The organism is Duganella sp. AC917, assembly GCF_979258245.1.
Map to the genome: position 1 here is coordinate 2,025,619 of NZ_OZ409848.1, position 16,760 is coordinate 2,042,378.

Here is a 16,760-nt window from a genome sequence, read left to right on the forward strand (position 1 = left end):
GCCGCATCGGGTGCCAACCCGGCGCCAGCGTATAAAGTGGCGGTGCTCATGCGCGCAGCTCCTTGCGCAGGAACGCTTCGAACATCAGCAGCGACCAGATCGGCGCGCTGTAGTCGCGCAGCCCGGCCTGGTGGTGTTCATGCAGATGGCGCAGATAGTCGGCATTGAACATGCCGCTGTCGCCCAGCAGTGGCCCCAGCAATGCATCTTGCACGCGCTGTTTGAGCGGGCCACGGAACCAGGCCGCCAGCGGCACCGAAAAGCCCATCTTCTTGCGGTACAGGATGTCGTGCGGCAGGTGCGATTCCAGGCTTTTCTTGAAGATGTACTTGCCCTCCCCGCCCTGCAGCTTGAGCGATGGCGGCAGGCCGGAAATCCATTCGACCAACTGGTGGTCCAGCAGCGGCACCCGCACCTCCAGCGCGTGGGCCATGCTCGCGCGGTCGACCTTGGTCAGGATGTCACCCGGCAGATAAGTCTTGATATCCAGGTACTGCAGCAGCGACAGCGGTTCGTCGGTCGGCGCGGCGTCGGCGTGGCCGCGCATGACTTCAATGGCGCGGTAGCCCTGCAAGCCGGTCTTGAAACGGTCCGAGAACAAGTCGGCGCGCATGGCGTCGCTCATCAGGGTCACGCCGTGGAAGTAGCCCTCGACCAGGTCGCGCGACAGCGCCTCGAACGTGGTTTTGGCGCGGAACACACGCGGTGCCCAGTCGGCCTTCGGATACCAGCGGCCCAGCAAACCGAACACCGGCTTGCGCAGGCCCGCCGGAATGCGGCCACGTACACGATGTTCGTTCATGGCGTAGCGGTAGCGGCGGTAACCTGCGAGGTTCTCGTCGCCGCCATCGCCGGACAGCGCCACCGTCACCCGCTGGCGCGCCAGCTGACAGACGCGGTAGGTCGGAATCGCCGAGCTGTCGGCGAACGGTTCGTCGTACAGGCCGGCCAAGGTGTCGAGCAGCGCGTAGTCGTCGGTGCCGACGTTGCCGGTGTAGTGGTCGGTGCCATGCTGCGCCGCCACCTGGGCCGCGTAGTCGGATTCGTCGAAGGCTTTGTCCTCGAAACCGATGGTGCAGGTGTTGACCGGCTTGTCGCTCATGCCGGCCATCATCGCCACCACGGCGCTCGAGTCGACGCCGCCGGACAGGAAAGCGCCCAGCGGCACGTCGGCAACCAGTCGGATGCGCACGGCCTCGCGCAACCGTTCGATCAATTCATGTTCGACATCGGCGCTGGCCATCGCCGCGTGCGGTGCGAACGGCACGTCCCAGAATTTGACCGGCGTGGCCAGCGGCGCGCCGACTTTTTGGGTCAAGGTGTGGCCGGGCGCCAGCTTCAGCGCGCCCTGGTAGATCGTGCGCGGCTCGGGGATGTAGCCGTAGGCGAAATAGTCCTCCACCGCGCGCGGATCGATGCGGCGCTCAAGCTCCGGCAGCGACGCCAGCGCCTTCAATTCCGAGCTGAAGGCCAGGAAGCCGTCGCCCGTCAGGCAGTAATACAGCGGCTTGACGCCCAGCCGGTCGCGTCCGATGAACATGGTTTGCTGGTTGCGGTCCCACAGGCCGAAGGCGAACATGCCACGGAAGCGGTGCACGCACGCCTCGCCCCACTCTTCCCAGGCGTGGACGATGACCTCGGTGTCGCAACGGGTACGGAACACGTGGCCCAGCGCCTTCAGTTCCACCGTCAGCTCGCGGAAGTTGTAGATCTCGCCGTTGAAGCAGACCATCACCGAGCCATCTTCGTTGCCCAGCGGTTGCAGGCCGGCGGCGATGTCGATCACCGACAGGCGCCGGTGGCCGAAGCCGATGCCCGGTTCCAGGTACAGGTCGGCCTCGTCCGGGCCGCGGTGATGCTGGGTCTCGTTCATGCGCTGCAGCACGGCGCGATCGATGTCGCGCTTGCCGCTTATGTCCATGATGCCAACTATTCCGCACATGATGCCACCCGCCTTCTCAGTTTAAGTTTTCGTTCGCACAATTCGTCGTACAGCGCCTGGTAGGCGGCCACCATCGCCGGCATGCCGTAATGCTGGATCACGCGCAGGCGCGCGGCCAGGCCGTGTTCGTGGACCAGCGCGGGATGGCTGGCGTAGCGTTCCAGCGCCGCGCACAGTGCGTCGCTGTCGCCCGGCGGCACCAGCGCGCCGGTGGCGCCGTCGGCCACCACTTCCGGCACGCCGCCGACGTCGCTGCCGATCACCGGCACGCCGCTGGCCATCGCTTCCAGCGCGGCGCCGGGTGTGCCCTCGGCAATCGATGGCAGCGCGAACACGGTCAGCCCGCGCAGGATCGCGGCAACGTCGTCGCGCTTGCCGGGTAGCCAAACGACGTCGTTCAGGCCGGCGGCGTCGACTTGTGCGCGCAGCGCCGGCAGCAACGGGCCGGCGCCGATGATCGCGAGGCGCAACCGCGCAGCCAGGTCGGGACGGCGCGCGCGCAAGGCGGCAAAGGCGCTCAGCAGCAGCGCGTGATTCTTGACCGGCTCGATGCGGCCGACGCTGCCGATCACCAGGCAGCCGGCACCGAAATGGCGATCGAGCGGGCCATGGGTTTCGCCGGGCGCCGGCGGCCGGTAGCGGTCGATGTCGATGCCGTTGGGCAGGAGACGGCTCTTGCGCGCCGGAACGCCGATGATCTCGCGGTTCCAGGCCAGCATCTCGGCCGAATTGGCGTAGCAGTGGTCGTAGAAGGGAATCATCAGGCGGCGCAGCAGCCGGTGCTTGCGGTTGAGGCCCTTGGGATCGGCGGCGTCGCGGCCATGGGCGCCATTGATGCGCACCGGTACGCCGGCCAGCAGCGCGGCCGGGGCGTATTCGATGGCCGACAAGTTGTACGTGTGCAGGATGTCCGGGCGCAGTTGCCGCAGCAGGCGCCACAGCGCCGCGTGGGTCGCCAGCGCCAGGCCGGGCGGCTTGTCGAGCGCATACAAGGCGACATCGCTGCGGGTGATGCGCTCGGCGAAGGCGGTATAGCCGGTCAGCGCGATCACCGCGTGCCGGTAATGCCCGGCCGGCATGCGGTTGATGCGCTCGACCATCAGGTTTTCCATGCCGCCGAAATCGAGCCGGTAGATCAGATGCACGACCAGTGGCGGCGTCATCGCTTCGCTCCCGGCTGCGCGCGTACCCGCGCCAACGTGGCGTCGATGGCGCTGAGATTGTCGGCGAGGAAGGCGCGCATGGCGGCGCGGGCGCTGTCCGGATGGTCGCCGAGCGGCGCGAACAGCATGACGGCCGCGCCGTCGTCGCTGCCGCTGAGCACACGTTGCTTGATTTGCAGCAGCTTGCCCATCGTATCGCTGGTGGTGGCGCGGCCGTCGATCCAGTACCAGTGCCAGACCAGTAGCGCGCCGTCTTTGCTGTGTAACAGCGATTCGCGCACCGCCAGCGTGCGGTCGCCAACGGTCTCGTTGCGCGGCGCGCCGCCGGTGAGGTTCCAGGGTGAATTCACCATCGGCGTCAGCCGGTTCATCGACGTGATCAGTTTGCTCGACTCGGTTTGGTGGCGGTAATACAACAGCGACAATCCCACCTGCTCATTTTGCTGCGTGTAGTAGCGTCGCAGCGACACCGCCGGCGAGCCATGGGCCGGTTGCCAGTCGGTGAAGGCGGCGGTCTGGGGCGCCTTGGCCGGGAAACTGTCGAGGCCGATCGGCGGCGCGGTATCGCCGGCGCTTTGCAGATAAGCCGCGTAGGCCGGCCAAACGCCCAAGGCCACGACAACACCGATCGCCATCGCGGCAATGCGCGTCGTTGGCGTGCGTTGCGACGAGCGCTCCGGCGTCGCGGTCTGGGCCGGCGGCAAGCGGTCGCGCCAGCGTGCGCCCAGCAGGAACAGCGCGAAAATGACGATGCCAAAGAACAGCCAGCCGTACAACAGGTGATCGACACCGACGGCAAGCGTCATGCCGCTCAGGTGGCCGAGCATGACGATCATGTACGCACGCAAGCCGTTGGCCAGGATCGGCAGCAAGGCGGCGACCAGCACGAACAACAGGCGCTTCCACAAACGGGTGTAGGTCATGTAGGCGTACAGCACGCCGGCGGTCACCGAGGCGATCAGATAACGCAGGCCGCTGCACGCCTCCACTACGGACCAGCCGCCCGACGGCAGGACGAAGTTGTTGCCTTCGTGCAGAACCGGTATGCCAGTCATGCGCAGCGCCGCCACGGTGAAATTGGCGGTGACGGTCATCAGCGGCTCGATCAGGCTGTCGCCCACCGGCACGGCCAGGAACAGGAACAGCAACGGGAAAGCGATTACCCTCGCCATGCGCCAACCCAGCACGGCCAGCGCCGTCAGCGGAAACATCGCGACAAACGCGTACTGGCGTATCACCTGCACCTCGCCCAAGTCCGCCAGCAGCCACAGCATGCCGCAGCCGGCCAGCGGTAGCAACGCCGGCCAGAATGGCGCCGGCGTCATCGACCGTAGCCGCTCGCGGCGTTGCCAGCCCAACCACAGGCTAATCGGCACGATCAGGTAGCCATGCGCAAAGGTTTCCGAGCGCGACCAGATCTGCACGATGGAGACGGCCGTGCTCCAGTAGGCGACCAGCGGCAGCAAGGTCAGCAGCAGCGCCCAGACAACGGTCGTGGTCGATGGGCTGCGGCGTACGGAGCCGCTGATGCCGGTCCGGGCCTCGCTGGCGCGCGCAGCGGTTGGGATGGCGCTCATGTCACGCGCTCCGTGGCCATGGCTGGGCCAGCGGCTGTTCGAGCAAGGCGGACACGGGCGCCAGGTTGCTTTCCCAGCCGTACATACGTTCGACCTTCGCGCGCGCGGCCGCGCCGATGGCGGGATCGGGCGCATTCAGATAGTCGAGCGCGGCGCGAGCGTAACCGGCGGCATCGTCGGCCAGCAGCAATTCGCGGCCCGGCACGGCGTCGATGCCTTCCAAAGCTTGCGGCGACACCAGCACCGGGCGGCCCATCGCCATGGCCTCGAGCACCTTGTTCTGGATGCCGCGCGCGATGCGCATCGGCGCCACGCACAGCGTCGCGTGGCCGACGTAGGAACGGACATCGGGCACCGTGCCGGTCACCAGCACGCCGGGCAGTTCGGCCAGGCGCTGCACGGCAGGCGCGGGCCGCGATCCGATGATGCAAAACAGCACGTCGGGAGCGGCGGCGCGGATGGCGGGCAGCACCTGGCGCGCAAACCAGTCCACCGCGTCGACATTCGGCCAGTAGTCCATGGCGCCGGTGAATGCCAGCACGCGCGCTCCCGCCGGATAAGGCGACACGCCAGCGTTGGCCGGTGAAAAGAATTCGGTATCGACGCCGTTGCTGTAGTGGCCGATGTTGGCGGCGCTTTCCGGCGCGAGCGTACGGAACAGCGCCGCCTCGGGCGCCGACACAAACAAGGCCGCATCGCTGGCGCGCGCCACCGCGCGCTCGTAGTCGAGCAGCAGGCGCGCCTCCCGCTGGTAGACCTGGCGCATCGGCCAGCGCTTGCCGTCCGCATACTGGCGCCACTTGTCGGAATCGACATCGACAAAATCCATCACCCGCCGGGCCGACGGATGGGCTTGCGCGTACTGCGCCATCGGCGAGGAGTAACAGACGATGCGGCTGATGCCCTCGCGTTGTACCGTGTCATCGACCCAGCGCCGCATGTTGCCATCACTGTAATAGTCATACGACAGCGCCCGCCCGCCTGCCAGCGCCGCCAGGCTGCGCAGCCGCCCGCGCAGCGGATGGAGCGCGGCGAAATGGCTGCCGGCGCACATCGCTTGCAGATGCGGCACGTGCTGCCAATCGTCGGCGTCGTCGACGAACGTGCCCAGATAGACTTGATAGCGAGCACGCAGATGCCGCAGCAAATGGTACGACCGTATCTTGTCGCCCTTGTTGGGCGGATACGGAATACGGTGCACCAGGAGCAGCAGTTTTTCCACGTGTCAGCCCAGGTTCTTGACGATGTGCGGCCCAAGCACGTTCGCCACCGGCAACGGCAGCCGCTGCCACACCTGAATGAACAGGCGGTACTTCGGATTCAACGGATTGTTTTCCGGCACCGCCGTCGCCTTGATCAGCTTGACCTCGTAGTCCAGCGGCTCCGGCTCGAAACCCCAGTTCTTTTTGAAGTCGAAGGCGCCGGTGCCCAGCTTGCTGCGGCCGAAGTCGAACGAGCGCAGGCCGCGCGCGGCGGACGCCTGCATCAAGTTCCAGTACATGAAGTCGTTGCCGGCCAGCGCGCGGGCGTTGTCCAGTCCGCCGCCGTAGTAAGGCAGCACCTGGTCACGGAAGAAGAAGCTGAGCACGCCGGCCACCAGTTCGCCGTTTTGGGTAATCACACGCACCTCGCAATCGTCGCCAAAGGTTTCCTTGAGCAGGGCGAAATAACGGCGCGAAAACACCGGCGTGCCGAGGCGATGCACGCTGCGCGCGTAGGCGGCGTAAAAGCGTTCCACATCCTGGTCGACTTCGCCTTGCAGGCCGAATTTGATGCCCTTCCTGACCATGGCCCGCTGTTTGCGCGGAATGGCGTTCATATTTTGCTCGTCGTCGGCGACGATGGCCTTGCGGAAAGTCACATACAAGGGTTTGACTACCCAACCCGGGTCGCCCGGGTGGCTGCGGGCGATGTTGCGGTATTCGAGGTGGCCGACGCCCAGTTCACGCGCCAGCGCCTGCGCCGCCTGGTCGAGCATGGCGTGCGCCTCGTCCGAGCTGGCGGCGATGCCGCCATAGACGCAGAACGGCAATGATCCCAGCCAATGGCCGAACACGCGGCTGCGCACCTCGCCCAGCGGCAAGATGCCTTCTATGACGCCGTTGCGCTCGACATAATAAAACCAGGTGCGGTGGCCGAATGCCTGGTGCAGCACGCGCTGCCATCCAGAACGGTGGAAGAACGTCGCCTGTGGGCATTGGTCGACGTAGCCGTCCCAGCGCTGGCTGTCTTGTTCTTCCATCAAGTGCAGGCGTAGCTGGCCGGCGACCGGAGCCTGCCCTTGTGCTTGCGTTGCGCCGAGATGCACGGATTCGGCCAGCGCGCTCATGCGGCCCCCAGGAACAGCCGGTCCATGCGGTCCCAGGCGAAGTCGCGGGTCAGCGCGCGGATGCGGCCGTCCATGCGGTCGAGATTAACGTAGTGGCGGAAACGGGTTTTCCATTCCAGGCCCTGCTGGCGCGGCTGGCCGGGATCGAGCTCCCACGGATGGAAGTAGAAGATGGCAGGCTGGCGGTCTTGCTGGTTCACCTGGCGCATCATCCAGCGCGACATCGCATACGGCATCAGACGGAAATAACCGCCGCCACCGGCCGGCAGGTTGCGTTTCATCAAACGCACGGTGGTGATCGGCACTTCCAGCAGACCCTGGTCACCGTTCGGGTAAAAGGCGAAGCGCGGCGCGTCCGGCATGCCGTAGTGGTCGTGAACGATAGGATAGATGCTGGAACTGTAGCGGTAACCCGCCTGTTGCAGCGCGTCCAGCGCCCACAGGTTGGCCGGGCCGATCGAAAAACTCGGTGCGCGGTAGCCGTGCACCGCCTGGCCACCGATGTCTTCCAGAATTTTCTTGCTTGAGGTGATGTCTTCCGAGAACGCGGTATGGCTCTGGTCCGAGGCCCGCAGGTGGCCGTAGCCGTGGCTGGCCAGCTCGTGGCCGCCGTCGACTATGCGGCGCACCAGTTGCGGGTAGCGCTCGGCGATCCAGCCCAGCGTGAAGAACGTGGCGACCACGGCGCCGTCGTCGAGGATGCCCAGGATGCGGTCGACATTGGCCTCGACCCGGCATTCGCGGTCGGCCCAGCTGTCGCGGGCGATGTGCGGGGCGAACGCCGATACCTGGAAGTAATCCTCCACGTCGATCGTCATGGCGTTGCGCACCGGCTGGATGGCTGTCATTGCGCGGTCCCTTCCCGCTCGGCCAGCCAGCGCTGCATGATCTGTACAATGCGGCGCGCGGCCTGGCCGTCCCAGTAACGCGGCACACGGCCGGTCTTGCCGCCGCCGCTGAGCACCTTGTTGTACTCTGCCAGGATGCGGCCCGGGTCCTGGCCGACGATTGTGTTGGTGCCCTGCTCGACCGTGATCGGCCGCTCGGTGTTGTTGCGCAGCGTCAAGCACGGGACGCCCAGCGCCGTGGTTTCCTCCTGCATGCCGCCGGAATCGGTCAGCACCACGCGGGCGCCACGCATCAGGCCCAGCATTTCGAGGTAGCCCATCGGCGGCAGCGGCAACATGCCCGGCTGGTCCAGCAAATGGTCCAGGCCGGCCTTTTCGATCATCGAACGGGTGCGCGGATGCATTGGGAACATCACCGGCGTGCGGCGCGAGACGATCAGGGCCGTTTCCAGCAGGCTGCGCAGCACTTCCGGCCGGTCGACATTCGATGGCCGGTGCAAGGTCAGCACCGCGTAGCCGTCCTCGCCGTCGGCGAAGCCGGCACGCCCCGCAGCCGCCGCGATGCTGGCGGCAGGCACCGCGCGCGGCAGGTTCGACAACAAGGTGTCGATCATGACGTTGCCGGTGAAATGGATGCGCTGCTCCTCGATGCCTTCGCGCAGCAGGTTGTCGCGGCCGCTGCACTCGGTCGTGAACAGCAGATCCGACAACTGGTCGGTCAGGACGCGGTTGATCTCTTCCGGCATGGCGCGGTCGCCGCTGCGCAGGCCCGCTTCAACGTGGAATACGGGAACGCCGCGCTTGTTGGCCACCAGCGCGCACGCCAGCGTGGAGTTGACGTCGCCAACCACCAGCACGCCGTCCGGCGCCACCTCGTCCATGGCCGGCTCGAACTTGCGCATGACTTCGGCCGTCTGCTGGGCGTGGCTGCCGGAGCCGACCTCCAGGTTGATGTCCGGATCCGGGATGCCCAGCGCTGAAAAGATCTGGTGGTTCATGGCGACGTCGTAATGCTGGCCGGTGTGCAGCAGCCGCGCCTCGAAGCGCGCGCTCGGTTCGGCCAGCGCGGTCATGATCGGCGCCATTTTCATGAAGTTGGGGCGCGCGCCGACCACGCACAGGATGCGGAATTTGCGCGCGGGCGTGTCTACGTCGGTATGGCTCATTCGATGTTGTCCATCTGTGGCAGGTTGGCGGGAGTGGCGACAAGTTTTCTGAGCACGTGCAGCAGCGATACCATCGAGCGTTCGACGCGCACCAGGCGCTCGTCGATCGTCCCTTGGGAAACCATGCCGCCGCTGGGCGGCCACTCTCCAGGCGGCTCCATCGCCGGTAGCGGCCCCAAGCCGTCCGGCCCGTCCGGCACGGCCGTTTCGTCGCGGATGTCCCGTAGCACCGTGGCCACCTCGGCCTCGGTGAAGGTGTCGAGCTCCTCCAGGAAGCCCATCAGCAGCAGCCGGTCGCACACGTGATTGGTGGTGCGCGGAATGCCGCCGGTGTAGGCATGGATCGCATCCAGCGCGCCGTCGGTGAAGCACGGATTGCCGCGCCAGTTGACCGTTTGCAGACGATGGAAGATGTAGGCGCGCGTTTCGTCGCTGTTCATCGGTCCCAGATGGTAGGTGGCGATGACGCGCTGGCGCAGCTGGCGCAATTCCGGGCTGTTGAGCGTGGTGCGGAACTCGGGCTGCCCCAGCAGGAAGGTTTGCAGCAGCGAGCGCTCGTCGGACTGGAAGTTCGACAACATGCGCAACTCCTCGACGGTGCGGGCGGTGAGGTTTTGCGCCTCGTCGACCACCAGCAGCGCGCGCTTGCCTTGCTTGTCGCAGTTGCGCAGGAACTGTTCCAGCCGCACCAGCAGCATGCTCTTGCTGCCCTCCTCGGCCGGCAGGCCGAACGCGGCCAGCACCATGCGCAGGGTGTCCTCGGTGTTCAGGTAGGTGTTGGTGATCTGCGCGGCGACGATTTCATTGGCCGGCAAACCGTTGAACATGTTGCGCATCAACGTGGTCTTGCCGGCGCCGACCTCGCCCGTGATGACGATGAAGCCTTCGCGCTGCGACAGGCCGTATTCCAGATAGGCCATGGCGCGCTTGTGGCCCTGGCTGCCGAAAAAGAAGTGGGGATCGGGGCGCAGCTGGAACGGCTTGGCGCTGAGCCCATAATAGTTCTCATACATCGCGGGCCTGGCTCCTCAGAAGCGTTGGTTAAGATGAAACACGATGGCGTTCTCGTGATAGCCACCAAGGGCGCCGGCGACGCTGCCGGTCTGGCGGCGCAGTTCGAGGTCGCCGGTCAGTTGGCGGCCGAGCTGGCGGGACAGCGCCACGCGGAAGGCGCGGTTGATGCTGCTGGCGTTCTGGACCAGCGAGTCGGCCTTGTTGACACTGGCCGACAGGTTCACCGAACTGCGCGGCGACAGCCGGTAGTTGAACGTCGCGCTGCCGCCCTGCTGGTGGCTGTTGTCGTTCAGGCTGCCGAGGCGGCTGCCCAGCAAGGTGCTGTCCGACTGCACCGACGACAAGGCGTTGCGCCGCTCATCGGTCAGGCTCAGCACCAGCACGCTGTGCGCCAGGGTCCAGGCCAGCGACACCTGGAACTGCTTTTGCAGGATGTAGCGGTTGCTCAGATAGTTGACGCTGTCGGTGAGCGTGCGCGGCAGGCCGTTGGCGCGGATGAAGGCGTCGACCGCCTGGCGCCGCAGCGTGGGATCGGGAATGGCGCCGGCATACATGCGGTCGAGCAGATCCGAGGTCGACACCGATGCCGGCAGCAGGAACTGATCGCGCGAGGTGGTGACGTCGGTCGAGTAGCGCACGCTCCAGGCGGTGGCGCGGGTGCGGTGCACGGCATCGAGGTGGTAGCTGTCGCCGAAGAAGCGCTTGCCGAAGCTGGCGCTGACGCTGGTGCGGCTCGACGGCGTCCAGCCGAAGCCGAGCGACCACGATTTGCCGGTCGGCGTATCGCCCACCTGCGATTCGTATTTGTACTGGTCGCGGCCGATGCTGGCGGTCAGGCGCAGCGGCGCGGCGATCAGGTAGGAGCCGTTCAGGCCGGTGTTGCCGCTGATCGTCGTCGGGCCGACGCCGTCCTCCAGCCGCTGACGGTAGTATTGCAGGCCCCAGCCGATGCGTGGGCCGACGCTGCCGCCCAGCGAGGCTTGCACGCTATCGGAGTTGCTGTGGTTGAAACCGACGCTGTCGGCGCTGACCACATCGTGCGTGTAGCGCAGGTCGCCCGTCATCAGGCGGCTGAAACTGTGCGTGATGTACGGACTGACACTGTAGCTCTTGACGTTGGTGCGGTTCTCGGTCAGGTAGGCGTCGCTGCCGTTCTGGGCGACCGGCGCGCCGAAAGCCGACACGGCCTGCTGGCGGTAGGCGCCGGCGGCGTCCAGATACAACAGGCCGGCAACGGCCTCGGCGTGCAGCTTGCCGTTGAAGTTATGCGACAGGCTCTGATTGGCCGCCGGGTCGTCGCGCGAATAGGCGTACAGGCGCGCTTCGTACGCCGCCAGCAATTGCAGGCGCGGACTGTCGTCGCGCACGGTCAGCCCCGGCGTCAGTTCGCTGATCCACAGGCTGCGGGCCTGGTCCGGCGGCGCCAGGCTGACGTTGTCGGTATAGGTTTGCTGGAACTGCGCGGACGGCTCGACTCTCAGCTCCGCGCGGCAAGCAGGCGCGAACAGCAACGCCACCGCCGCCGCCGTCACGGTCGGCATCGGTAGCAAAACGCCGGCGCCCAGCCCGTAACGGCGCTTAGGACTGGCCATTATGATAACTATAATTATATTGGTAGTCATACGCCGCAGTCCCCGGGAACTCGCGGGTCTTGTTGTACACCAGGTTGACGTTGTGCAGGCCCTCAAGCTGGCGCAGCGATTCCTGCACCGCGTGCTGGCTGGTCTTCTCGGCCTCGACCACCACGACGATCTGGCCCATGTGCGCGGCCAGCACGTGCGCTTCGGTGGTCAGCAGCAGCGGCGGCGAATCGAAGATGATGATGCGGTCCGGATAGCGACCGGCCATTTCCTGCAACAGGTTGGCCATGGCCTGGCTGGCCAGCAGCTCGGTGGCGCGGGCGTTGGCGGCGCCGGCCGGCAGCAGCGTCAGGCCGTCGATATTGGTATGCAGCAGCAGTTCGGACATGTCCGCTTGCTCGTCGAGTAGCAGTTCCATCAGGCCGCGCTGGCCGGGCAGGCCCAGGGTGCGCAGCACCGACGGCCGGGCGACGTCGGCGTCGACCAGCAGCACGGTGTGGTCGAGCTCCATGGCGATGCTCATGGCCAGGTTGATGGCGCAAAAGGTTTTGCCCTCGCCCGGCAGCGAGCTGGTGATCATGATCAGGTTGCCAGGCTTGTCGCCACGGTTCTTGGCGGAGAAGGCGCGCGTGATCAGCGGACGCTTGATCACCCTGACCTCTTCCATCAGCGGCGTGCGGTTGCCGGCGGTGATGAAGCCCATGTCCTGCATGCGCACCGCGTCCAGTTCGATGTTCTTGCCGTTGCCCCGGTTGCGCAGCACGGCGGCCGGCGACGCCGACGGCGGCAAGCCACGGGTCGGCGAGGCCGACTGCGATGGCGCGGAAGCGGCCGATGCGCTGGCGGCCAGCGCCGCGGCGACGGCCTCGTCGGCGTGGTGTTGGGCCTGGCCCGGGCCTTGGCCTCGGGCCTGACCATCGGCCAGCCCTTGCCGCGCCGCCGCGTCCTGGTGCATGCGGCTGGTGGCTCGTTCGATTATGCTCACGGAGACTCCTTGTTGCGCTGATGAAGCTGGCCGACTGGGCGGGTGAAGACGATGGACGTCCGTCGGGCCGATTAATGAGGTGGAACTAGCGCTGCATCCACAGTACCGATGCCATGACGCCGCCGTAGCCGCCGAAGAACAGCGACACCGCCAATCCGAACGCATACAGGCGGCGTCGCCGCTTGAGGCGTTGGGTGTCGGTCCAGTTCATCGAAATGCTTCCAAGGATGGGAATGCCGGTGGCCTCGCGCAGCGCGCGCTGGCTGATGAAGGTCGGCCGTATCTGGCTCAGCAACAACGCCGAACCCAGGCCGGCCAGCAAGGCGCCGGCAAACACGATCGAACACAGCCGCGCGCGGTTGGGGCCGACCGGCATCACCGGGGCGCTCGGCGGATCGATGACGCGGATGGTCATCATGTCCGACGCCGAGCTCAAGTCGCCCGACAGGCGGGCCGATTCGCGCCGCTCGACCAGCTTGGCGTAGTTTTCCTTGTTAATCGCGTAGTCGCGGTTAAGCTGCGACAGTTCGGCCTCGACCTCGGGTGCGGCCGTGCTCATGGCGCGCAGCGCGGCCACACGGCTGCTGTATTCGCGCACACGGGTCTGCAGCGCAGCCAGCCGCGCCTCTTCAACCGACAGCGCGACATTCATCTGCTGCACCATCGGACTGAAATTGGCGCCGGTGGTGCGCACCTTCTTGGAGGCCTCTTCGCGCTTGCGGGCCTTCAACTGGTCGATCAGGCGCTTGGTGCCGGCGATGTCCGGATGCTCGTCGGTATATTGCATGCGCAGCTGGTCGAGGCTTTTTTCGAGCGCCTGGATGCGGCCGTCCAGCTCGGGATTGGCGTCCTCGCTGGGCGCCGCGCCCAGTACCGGGGCCGGTTCTTCGCCGACGATCTGCCGCTTGATGGCGTTGCGCGACTGCTCGACCTCGGCCGCCTCCAGGCGCGCCTGGTTGAGCAGCTCGGTGGTCTCGGCCAGCTTGCTGGCGTAGTCGCCGCCCTGGCGCGACATCAGCCCCATGTGGCGAATCTTGAAGTCTTTGAGCGCGTTCTCGCCGGCCGCCAGCTTTTCCTCGTAGCTTTTGATCTGTTCGGCGATGAAGGATATCGCCTTGTCGGAATCCTGCTTCTTGCCGCCGACGCTGCCCTCGACGAAGATGGTCAGCAGCGACTGCACCACGTCCTTGCCCAGCCTGGGATCGGGGTTGGTGTAGGCGATGGTATAGATGTCGTCGTTGCCGGTGCCGGTGATGCTGATCTGCGAGGTCAGCTGGTCGATCAGGCGTTCCTTGTCGTTGACGCTGCGGGTTTTGATGTCGAGGTCGACCATGCGGATGACGCGCTCGACGTTCGGCCGGCTGATCAGCGTGCGGCGCATGAACATCACCTGCTCCTCGATGTTGGGCATGGTGGTCATGCCGGCCATCAGGGGCTTGAGGATGCTCTGGGTGTCGACGTAGACGCGCGCCGTCGATTGATATTCGTCCGGCATGCGGTAGACCACGGCCCAACCGATCAGTCCGACCACCCACGCCACCGCCACCGCATACCAGCGATACTTGCCGAGCGCCTTCAGAAACGTCAGCAGCAATGCACTCAATTCCGCCATCTCTTGCCTCGCCAAGTGCGCGCCAAGTCCTGTCTGGAAGGCCGGCGCGTCGATTATCAAAACAACATTTCTATGAATCATAGTACAACGGAACAGATCATTGTTATTATTTTTTACACACTCGACTACAACGTTGCAAGAAAAGGACAAGCGGCCAAAAAGCGAAGATTTGTTGCAAAAATTATCAGATGGTGTAGATTGCGGGCATGATCATAATCGCCACATTTTTCAGCACCGGGATGCGCGCCGCCGGGCTGTCCGCCTGGCTGGGAGCCGCAGCCGTAGCCGTTTTGCCGGCCGCGCGGGCGGCCGAGCTGAAGGAGACGGTGGCCGCCGTCAAGCGCTCGGTGGTGGCGATCGGCAGCTTCCAGCCGACTCGTTCGCCGCCCATCGTCTACAGCGGCACCGGCTGGATTACCGGTGACGGTCTGAGCGTCGTCACCAACGCCCACGTGGTGCCGGAGGCGCCGGATCTGGCGCGCCAGGAAAGCTGGGGCGTGGTGGTGGCCGACGGCGAGAATGTGCGCTTTCGCGCAACCACCCTGGTCGCGCGCGACATCGAACACGACCTGGTGCATCTGCGCCTGACGGGCACGCCGCTGCCGGCGCTCAAACTGGCGGATTCCGACGCCGCAGCCGAGGGCCAGGACCTGGCCTTCACCGGTTTCCCGCTGGGCATGGTGCTGGGCTTGCACCCGGCCACGCACCGCGCCGTGCTGGCGGCGATCACGCCGATGACGAATCCGGCAAAGACCTCGCGCCAGCTTGACGCGCGCGCCCTCAAGCAGTTGCGGCGGCCGCCCGTGACCGTGTTCCAGCTGGACGCCATCGCCTATCCCGGCAACAGCGGCAGCCCGTTGTACGACCCGTCAACCGGCGCCGTTTATGGCGTGCTGAACATGGTGTACGTCAAGGGCAGCAAGGAGAACGCGATCAGCACGCCGAGCGGCATCGGTTACGCCGTGCCGTCGAACTACGTGCGCGACCTGCTGCGTACAACGTCACCATAACTTTACAACGACGCCAGAATAACTTTCTTGCCATGATCAAAAAGGCATGTCAAAATGAAAAGATCGGCGTTACTTGCGCCGTGCCAGTTTTCTCCATCGCACTCCACTAAAGGACGACCGTGAACGCGCACTCTTCCCCCAATTTTTATCGGCGCGCGCTGCGCTGCGTCCTGGCGTTGACCTGTGGTTTGGCGATCGCGGCACTGGCCGGCTGCGCGACGCAGCGCCCGCTGGCAGCGCCCGCCGAGAGCTCGCCGGATATCGATTACCTGATCGGCCCGGGCGACAGCATCAGCATCAACGTCTGGCGCAATCCCGAGGTATCGCAGACGGTGCCGGTGCGTCCGGACGGCAAGATCACGGCGCCGCTGGTGGAGGACCTGCCGGCCAGCGGCAAGACCCCGAGCCAGCTGGCCCGCGATATCGAAAAAGCCCTGGCGCGCTACATCCAGCAACCGGCGGTGAGCGTGGTGGTCAACGGCTTTGTCGGCACCTACGACCAGCAGATCCGCGTGATCGGCCAGGCCGCCAAGCCGCAGTCGATGCCGTACCGGCGCGACATGTCGCTGATGGACGTGCTGATCGCCGTCGGCGGCGTGACCGAGTTCGCAGCGGGCAACCGTGCCAGCATCGTGCGCAAAGTCGACGGCAAGCAAGAGAAGCTGCCGGTGCGCTTGAGCGACCTGATCAAGGACGGCGATATCTCCGCCAATGTGCGCATGTGGCCGGGCGACATCCTGATCATCCCCGAGAGTTTCTTCTAAGATAGTGTCGAGATTCTTTACAGTCGCCGGCGCCGCGTTTGCGGCGTGATCGCTGATAGCAAAAAATTCGACGTAAGTACTTGATTTTAATCGAACTCAAATTTGGATTCGGTGTCGGGAATGAAACTTGCATTAGATTGCACAGACAAGTAAAACTCAGGGGATGGCAGACGTGGCTAAGCAAACGCATCAAGATAATCCAGGCGATGCGCCGGTGCCGGCGCAGATGGTGGACGCCGATGCCCCATCGCGGCCGTCCCGTCGACGTCTGGCCGGTGCCGGCATCGCCAGCGGCGTCATCCTCACACTGAAAAGTCCGTCCGCGATGGGCGCGGCGATGTGCAAGGCGCCGTCGGGCGCCATGTCGGGCGGTTTGAGTAGCCGCAAGCCGACCCAGGCGCCCACTTGCAAAGGCCGCCTGCCGACGTGGTGGGCGGAGCAAAGCTGCCCAATGCCGAAGAACTGCACCGCGTTCAGCCACGTCTTCACCTGCAGCTCGCGCACGCTGACCTACGCCAGCCAGCCGGTGATGAAGGTTCTCAAGGCCCAGAACTACGACCGCGACCAGGTCGGCATGTACCTGATGGCAGCCTACTTCAACGCTTACACGGGTCGCACGTCATTCCTCAAGGTGCCGGCCGTGATCGCCATCTGGAACGAGTGGCAAGCGTCCGGCGCCAACCTCGGCGGAACCTACACGCCGATCGCCGGCGGCCGTAAATGGGGCTCGCGCGAAATCGTCGGCTACCTCAAAAGCACAATGGAATGAG

Annotated in this window: 14 protein-coding genes; 3 read left to right on the top strand and 11 right to left on the bottom strand. The window is 65.6% G+C overall.

What is annotated here, in order from left to right; translation table 11 throughout:
- Positions 1-46: 46 nt before the first annotated feature.
- The 11 genes from ACZ0BA_RS08825 to ACZ0BA_RS08875 all read right to left on the bottom strand — a co-directional run bounded on the left by ACZ0BA_RS08825 (position 47) and on the right by ACZ0BA_RS08875 (position 14,216).
- Complete coding sequence (locus tag ACZ0BA_RS08825) at positions 47-1,942, bottom strand: XrtA/PEP-CTERM system amidotransferase (protein ID WP_463450912.1); 1,896 nt, start codon at positions 1,940-1,942, stop codon at positions 47-49.
- Positions 1,930-3,105 (bottom strand): TIGR03088 family PEP-CTERM/XrtA system glycosyltransferase, encoded by a 1,176-nt coding sequence (locus ACZ0BA_RS08830; RefSeq protein WP_463450913.1) that lies wholly within the window; start codon positions 3,103-3,105, stop codon positions 1,930-1,932. The genes ACZ0BA_RS08825 and ACZ0BA_RS08830 overlap by 13 nt, the downstream gene beginning before the upstream one ends.
- On the bottom strand, positions 3,102-4,682 hold the full coding sequence (xrtA, locus tag ACZ0BA_RS08835; protein WP_463450914.1) for an exosortase A: 1,581 nt from the start codon (positions 4,680-4,682) through the stop codon (positions 3,102-3,104). The genes ACZ0BA_RS08830 and xrtA overlap by 4 nt, the downstream gene beginning before the upstream one ends.
- Position 4,683: 1 nt before the next feature.
- Positions 4,684-5,904 carry a TIGR03087 family PEP-CTERM/XrtA system glycosyltransferase gene (locus ACZ0BA_RS08840; protein ID WP_463450915.1) on the bottom strand — a complete coding sequence of 407 codons (1,221 nt, stop codon included), beginning with the start codon at positions 5,902-5,904 and terminating at the stop codon, positions 4,684-4,686.
- Between the two features lie 3 nt (positions 5,905-5,907).
- Entirely contained in the window at positions 5,908-7,011 is a 1,104-nt protein-coding gene (locus ACZ0BA_RS08845) for a FemAB family XrtA/PEP-CTERM system-associated protein (RefSeq protein WP_463450916.1), read from the bottom strand.
- The gene (locus ACZ0BA_RS08850) at positions 7,008-7,859 is read right to left on the bottom strand and encodes an XrtA system polysaccharide deacetylase (RefSeq protein WP_463450917.1); all 852 of its coding nucleotides are present in this window, start codon (positions 7,857-7,859) and stop codon (positions 7,008-7,010) included. Before ACZ0BA_RS08850 ends, ACZ0BA_RS08845 begins: the two co-directional genes overlap by 4 nt.
- A complete protein-coding gene (wecB, locus tag ACZ0BA_RS08855) occupies positions 7,856-9,025 on the bottom strand; it encodes a non-hydrolyzing UDP-N-acetylglucosamine 2-epimerase (protein ID WP_463450918.1) in 1,170 nt (389 codons plus the stop codon). Before wecB ends, ACZ0BA_RS08850 begins: the two co-directional genes overlap by 4 nt.
- Positions 9,022-10,038 carry an XrtA/PEP-CTERM system-associated ATPase gene (locus ACZ0BA_RS08860; RefSeq protein ID WP_463450919.1) on the bottom strand — a complete coding sequence of 339 codons (1,017 nt, stop codon included), beginning with the start codon at positions 10,036-10,038 and terminating at the stop codon, positions 9,022-9,024. Before ACZ0BA_RS08860 ends, wecB begins: the two co-directional genes overlap by 4 nt.
- 15 nt (positions 10,039-10,053) lie before the next feature.
- A complete protein-coding gene (locus ACZ0BA_RS08865) occupies positions 10,054-11,631 on the bottom strand; it encodes a TIGR03016 family PEP-CTERM system-associated outer membrane protein (protein ID WP_463450920.1) in 1,578 nt (525 codons plus the stop codon).
- Entirely contained in the window at positions 11,618-12,604 is a 987-nt protein-coding gene (locus ACZ0BA_RS08870; RefSeq protein ID WP_463450921.1) for an XrtA-associated tyrosine autokinase, read from the bottom strand. Before ACZ0BA_RS08870 ends, ACZ0BA_RS08865 begins: the two co-directional genes overlap by 14 nt.
- An 85-nt stretch (positions 12,605-12,689) precedes the next feature.
- Positions 12,690-14,216 (bottom strand): XrtA system polysaccharide chain length determinant, encoded by a 1,527-nt coding sequence (locus ACZ0BA_RS08875; protein ID WP_463450922.1) that lies wholly within the window; start codon positions 14,214-14,216, stop codon positions 12,690-12,692.
- A gap of 206 nt (positions 14,217-14,422) precedes the next feature.
- Here ACZ0BA_RS08875 and ACZ0BA_RS08880 point away from each other — a divergent pair, with 206 nt between their 5' ends.
- From ACZ0BA_RS08880 to ACZ0BA_RS08890, 3 genes are all read left to right on the top strand, one after another.
- Positions 14,423-15,226 (top strand): S1C family serine protease, encoded by an 804-nt coding sequence (locus tag ACZ0BA_RS08880; protein ID WP_463450923.1) that lies wholly within the window; start codon positions 14,423-14,425, stop codon positions 15,224-15,226.
- Between the two features lie 158 nt (positions 15,227-15,384).
- The gene (locus ACZ0BA_RS08885) at positions 15,385-15,990 is read left to right on the top strand and encodes an XrtA/PEP-CTERM system exopolysaccharide export protein (RefSeq protein WP_463454731.1); all 606 of its coding nucleotides are present in this window, start codon (positions 15,385-15,387) and stop codon (positions 15,988-15,990) included.
- A 172-nt stretch (positions 15,991-16,162) separates the two neighbouring features.
- On the top strand, positions 16,163-16,759 hold the full coding sequence (locus ACZ0BA_RS08890) for a hypothetical protein (protein ID WP_463450924.1): 597 nt from the start codon (positions 16,163-16,165) through the stop codon (positions 16,757-16,759).
- Position 16,760: the final 1 nt, after the last annotated feature.

Bases quoted from the DNA above. Each gene is read 5' to 3' on its own strand.
- ACZ0BA_RS08845 (WP_463450916.1), bottom strand. From the start codon at position 7,011: ATGAGCGCGCTGGCCGAATCCGTGCATCTCGGCGCAACGCAAGCACAA.
- ACZ0BA_RS08880 (WP_463450923.1), top strand. From the start codon at position 14,423: ATGATCATAATCGCCACATTTTTCAGCACCGGGATGCGCGCCGCCGGG.
- ACZ0BA_RS08850 (WP_463450917.1), bottom strand. From the start codon at position 7,859: ATGACAGCCATCCAGCCGGTGCGCAACGCCATGACGATCGACGTGGAG.
- ACZ0BA_RS08825 (WP_463450912.1), bottom strand. From the start codon at position 1,942: ATGTGCGGAATAGTTGGCATCATGGACATAAGCGGCAAGCGCGACATC.
- ACZ0BA_RS08830 (WP_463450913.1), bottom strand. From the start codon at position 3,105: ATGACGCCGCCACTGGTCGTGCATCTGATCTACCGGCTCGATTTCGGC.
- ACZ0BA_RS08860 (WP_463450919.1), bottom strand. From the start codon at position 10,038: ATGTATGAGAACTATTATGGGCTCAGCGCCAAGCCGTTCCAGCTGCGC.
- ACZ0BA_RS08865 (WP_463450920.1), bottom strand. From the start codon at position 11,631: ATGGCCAGTCCTAAGCGCCGTTACGGGCTGGGCGCCGGCGTTTTGCTA.
- ACZ0BA_RS08875 (WP_463450922.1), bottom strand. From the start codon at position 14,216: ATGGCGGAATTGAGTGCATTGCTGCTGACGTTTCTGAAGGCGCTCGGC.
- xrtA (WP_463450914.1), bottom strand. From the start codon at position 4,682: ATGAGCGCCATCCCAACCGCTGCGCGCGCCAGCGAGGCCCGGACCGGC.
- wecB (WP_463450918.1), bottom strand. From the start codon at position 9,025: ATGAGCCATACCGACGTAGACACGCCCGCGCGCAAATTCCGCATCCTG.